Raw genomic sequence first — 3,736 nt, forward strand, 5'->3', positions numbered from 1 at the left:
TTAATACTAATGAGGGTGAAATAACTAAATTAGATTTTAGTATAGCAGTTAATATCAAAGATAAAGTTAATTTTATTCCATGCGTTATTTTTAGAAACCAAGCAGACAATATGTTTATGTATCTTCATAAAGGTTCTAAAATATATGTAGAAGGATCTTTATCAGTTGAAAGATATACTAATAGTGATGGAGAAAATAAAACCTCAACTAAAGTTATTGTTCAAAGAGTTATTTTTTTAGATAACAAAAATAAATAATATAAGCCCCTATTAGTTTAGGGGCTTTAAAAATATAAAATCTCAATTGCGCGGAATGTTAATTTTAATCAATTTATCAATTTTATAATACCTCTAAAACGCCTTATTTTATATCTATATTCAATTTTAAATTAAATTAAGTATAAAAGTATTCAAAGACGAGCAGAGCGAACTAGGCGGCCAGCCGAAGAACATTACAATTAACCTATTAAACCCCTCCTATAAAGTCCCCTTTGGGGATTTAGGGGTTTTTATAATATATAAATTTGTTAAAATTATTAATGACTCTGCATATATTTTTCGCAAACTTTTATATGTAGGGTCATTTTTATACCCTAATTTGTTAGGTATTTCCTTGGTTTTAATTGTTTTTGGCTCACCTTATATATATATAGGTTGTAAAATATATAAAATCCTCAGCATTTCCCTGCCATAGAGGGCTTGTCTCTATGGCGGGGAATTGGTTGCATAAAAAAATAAAAAAGCCATGTTTTTCCTTGGTTTTATAATTTTTAAAATTAATTTTTTACAACCGTTTTTATAGTCTATTTTGGTTGTATAAGTTGTTTTAATTATGTTATAATAATATTGGATAATTTATCTCGCGCCTTACCTGTGAACTATCAGGTAAGGAGTAGCGAGAACGAACCCAACGCCTTTACGTGAAGACGTAAAGGAGTAGTTGCTTGTGAGTCCATTAAAAATATTAAAAGGAATTAATAAAATGAAATTAAAAGTTTGCGAAATTGTTATTAATAGTAATTTAATTACTAAAACCAAAATAGAAAATATTTTAGAATCTAAAAAAAAGCTATTCAAAATTATGCCTATATTTTACATGATAAAGATATTTATCAAAATGATAAAGAGGCTCAATTAAATGGTAAAAAAGTAGGAGATATAAAAGATCCTCATTACCATATATATTTAAGATTTAATAATTCATATGATACAAAACATATATCTCAATGGTTTAATACCCAAGAAAATTTTGTATCTAAAATTAAAGGTAGATTTAGTGATGCCTTAATGTATATGATTCATGCTAATCGTTCTGATAAATATCAATATGATGAAAAAGAAGTAGTTAGTAATTTTGATTGGAAAAGCGAGGCTCAACAAGATATTTTTAACAGAAAATATAAAATGGATGCTCGCTTAAAAGATATTTTACTTAAAATAGATTCAGGAGAAATTAAAGAATACAATATAAATGATAATATTAATATTCTAGAAAATAATATCTATTCTGCTGCAATAGAAAAAGCATTTAAGTTTAGAATTAGAGATTTAAAAAAGAAAGTTAGACAAATGGAATGTGTTTTTATAACTGGTATGAGTGGTTCAGGTAAATCTACTCTTGCCAAAAAAATAGCCAAAGATAAAGGTTATAATGCTTATGTTTCATCTGGTAGTAATGATATTTTAGATGATTATTGCGGTGAGGAATGTATTATTTTAGATGACCTACGTTCTTATTGCCTAGTTTTGTCTGATTTATTAAAGATGTTAGATAATAATACTGCATCATCAGTTAAGAGTCGTTATAAAAATAAAGTGTTAGAATGTAAATTAATTATTATTACTACTGTTAAAAGTATTGATGATTTTTTTGATGATATTTTCAACAAAGATGAAAGTATTACTCAATTAAAACGTCGTTGTAAGTTTCATATTAAAATAGATTCAAAATATATTACTTTTAAAGTTTGGAATCCAGTAAAAATGGAATATAATTTAATAGAAAAAAAACCTAATAATTTATTAAATGATTTTCAAATAAAAGAATTAACTAAAAAAGAAGCAAAAGAGGAGATTTATAAAGTTTTAAAAATAGATTTAGATAAAGATTCTTAATCTTTTTATGTGTATTTTACTAGGTTTTTTGATATAATATAAGTGTATTCACATGTCCAAAAATACAAATTAATAAGAGTTTAACATTTTTATATGTTAAAATAATTAATGACTCTATGTATACGTTCGGACATGTGCGTATATGTAGGGTCATTTTCATTATATTAAGCCCACATTAAAATAAATATTTTTATATTCTCATTACTCCTTTACTGCCTAACGCAGCAAAGGCACTCAAATATAAAAAAAAATAGTTATATAAATCAAAGCCCTGATAAGCAAAAAGATTTATATAACTATCATGAAAGGATGCATTATTCATGCAAATATCTATTTCAAACATAGACATATTTATTTCAAAAATAAATGACTATGTTATCTTTATTATAACATTTTTAAAGAATATTTTTAACAACATTATTGCCATCAGAAATGTTAATTTTAGTTTAGTCAATATACCAAATAGTTTAGGAATAATTTGGCATTTTATTTTGTCTATCCTTTATATTTTAATCTTCATTACTATTTTAGCTTTTATGGGTTCTATTTTTAGTATTGTTAAGCAAATAATAAGATTGACTATTTATAAGCCCATTAAACTTTTTGTTTTAGGATTATATTATTTTATACTATTATTAAAATATTTATTTACTCCCAAATCAGAATCAAAACAACCAGTTGAAACTAATAATTCTAATTTAGATGAATTAAAACAATTAAATAAAAAAATATCAGATTTAGAATACAAACTTAATTTACAAAAAAAACAAAATATAATTAAAAAAGTAGGTTTTAGATATGAAAAAAAATAAAAAATTTATCTTTATCGTTTGGGGATTGTTTATATCAGTATCTGTTATTGGTCTTTTAATACTTTTATTATTATTTTTACAACCAAAACAATCCCAACAATCGTTTAATCAACCAGTAGAGGCTAAACCTATTCAATCTTTTTCACAACAAGAACAAGAAACATATAATGCTATTTTGAATAAGATTGACAAAGAAGTTGATAAATTAACTCTTAAATATCCTCATAAAATTTATTATCAAGATGATGGTAAAAAAATTACAAATATCCATGAGTTCAACCAAAATACAGGGATTATGAATAAATCAACTCATTTTTATGAAGATGGCAAAACAATTAAAGAAATTAATGAATACAATGATTCCAAATTACTTAAATCAACATATTACAACCCAGATGGAACAATTAAAAAAGTAAAAACTTATTAATTATGAATAAGAAAAGAAAATTAATATTAAATCTTTGGATTATCTTCATTGTTATCATTCTTCTAATTATCTTATTTCTTTTAGGTTTAAGATTACCTAAATTATTTAAATCAATTCAAGATAAAAATAAAGTTGAAACCCAATCTCAATATCAAACTCAATATATCCATGATACTAATAAAGTTAATAATATAATTGGATTAATTAATGCTTTAAAACATTTAAAGCAATTAAAAGAATCCAAAAACAAAAAACAAAACAAAGAACAAAAAAACAAGAAGAAGCCCAATATCAATTTGATTGGAATTCAAATTATGATAACGATGATAATAAATTAGTTAAAGATATCGCAGTCGTAACTTTAACCACAGGTGCAGCTGTTA

At 24.0% G+C, this 3,736-nt stretch carries 5 protein-coding genes; all 5 read left to right on the forward strand.

Features of this window, described 5'->3' with window-relative positions; genetic code table 11:
• A partial coding sequence (locus tag OYV_RS03025) for a single-stranded DNA-binding protein (protein ID WP_042068221.1) occupies positions 1–257 on the forward strand: 257 nt, incomplete at its 5' end.
• An 849-nt stretch (positions 258–1,106) separates the two neighbouring features.
• The gene (locus tag OYV_RS03030; RefSeq protein ID WP_236620273.1) at positions 1,107–2,114 is read left to right on the forward strand and encodes a Rep family protein; all 1,008 of its coding nucleotides are present in this window, start codon (positions 1,107–1,109) and stop codon (positions 2,112–2,114) included.
• A 320-nt stretch (positions 2,115–2,434) separates the two neighbouring features.
• Positions 2,435–2,926 (forward strand): hypothetical protein, encoded by a 492-nt coding sequence (locus OYV_RS03035; protein WP_015060402.1) that lies wholly within the window; start codon positions 2,435–2,437, stop codon positions 2,924–2,926.
• Positions 2,913–3,353 (forward strand): DUF2963 domain-containing protein, encoded by a 441-nt coding sequence (locus OYV_RS05370; protein ID WP_015060403.1) that lies wholly within the window; start codon positions 2,913–2,915, stop codon positions 3,351–3,353. Before OYV_RS03035 ends, OYV_RS05370 begins: the two co-directional genes overlap by 14 nt.
• Before the next feature lie 2 nt (positions 3,354–3,355).
• Complete coding sequence (locus OYV_RS03045) at positions 3,356–3,691, forward strand: hypothetical protein (RefSeq protein ID WP_042068222.1); 336 nt, start codon at positions 3,356–3,358, stop codon at positions 3,689–3,691.
• Positions 3,692–3,736 lie beyond the last annotated feature (45 nt).

Origin of the sequence: 'Chrysanthemum coronarium' phytoplasma (genome assembly GCF_000744065.1) — a bacterium.
GTDB classification, from domain to species: domain Bacteria; phylum Bacillota_I; class Bacilli_A; order Acholeplasmatales; family Acholeplasmataceae; genus Phytoplasma; species Phytoplasma asteris.

What these genes read in the sequence shown, in the direction of transcription:
- OYV_RS03035 (WP_015060402.1), top strand. Translation starts at nt 2,435, where the DNA reads ATGCAAATATCTATTTCAAACATAGACATATTTATTTCAAAAATAAAT.
- OYV_RS05370 (WP_015060403.1), top strand. Translation starts at nt 2,913, where the DNA reads ATGAAAAAAAATAAAAAATTTATCTTTATCGTTTGGGGATTGTTTATA.
- OYV_RS03045 (WP_042068222.1), top strand. Translation starts at nt 3,356, where the DNA reads ATGAATAAGAAAAGAAAATTAATATTAAATCTTTGGATTATCTTCATT.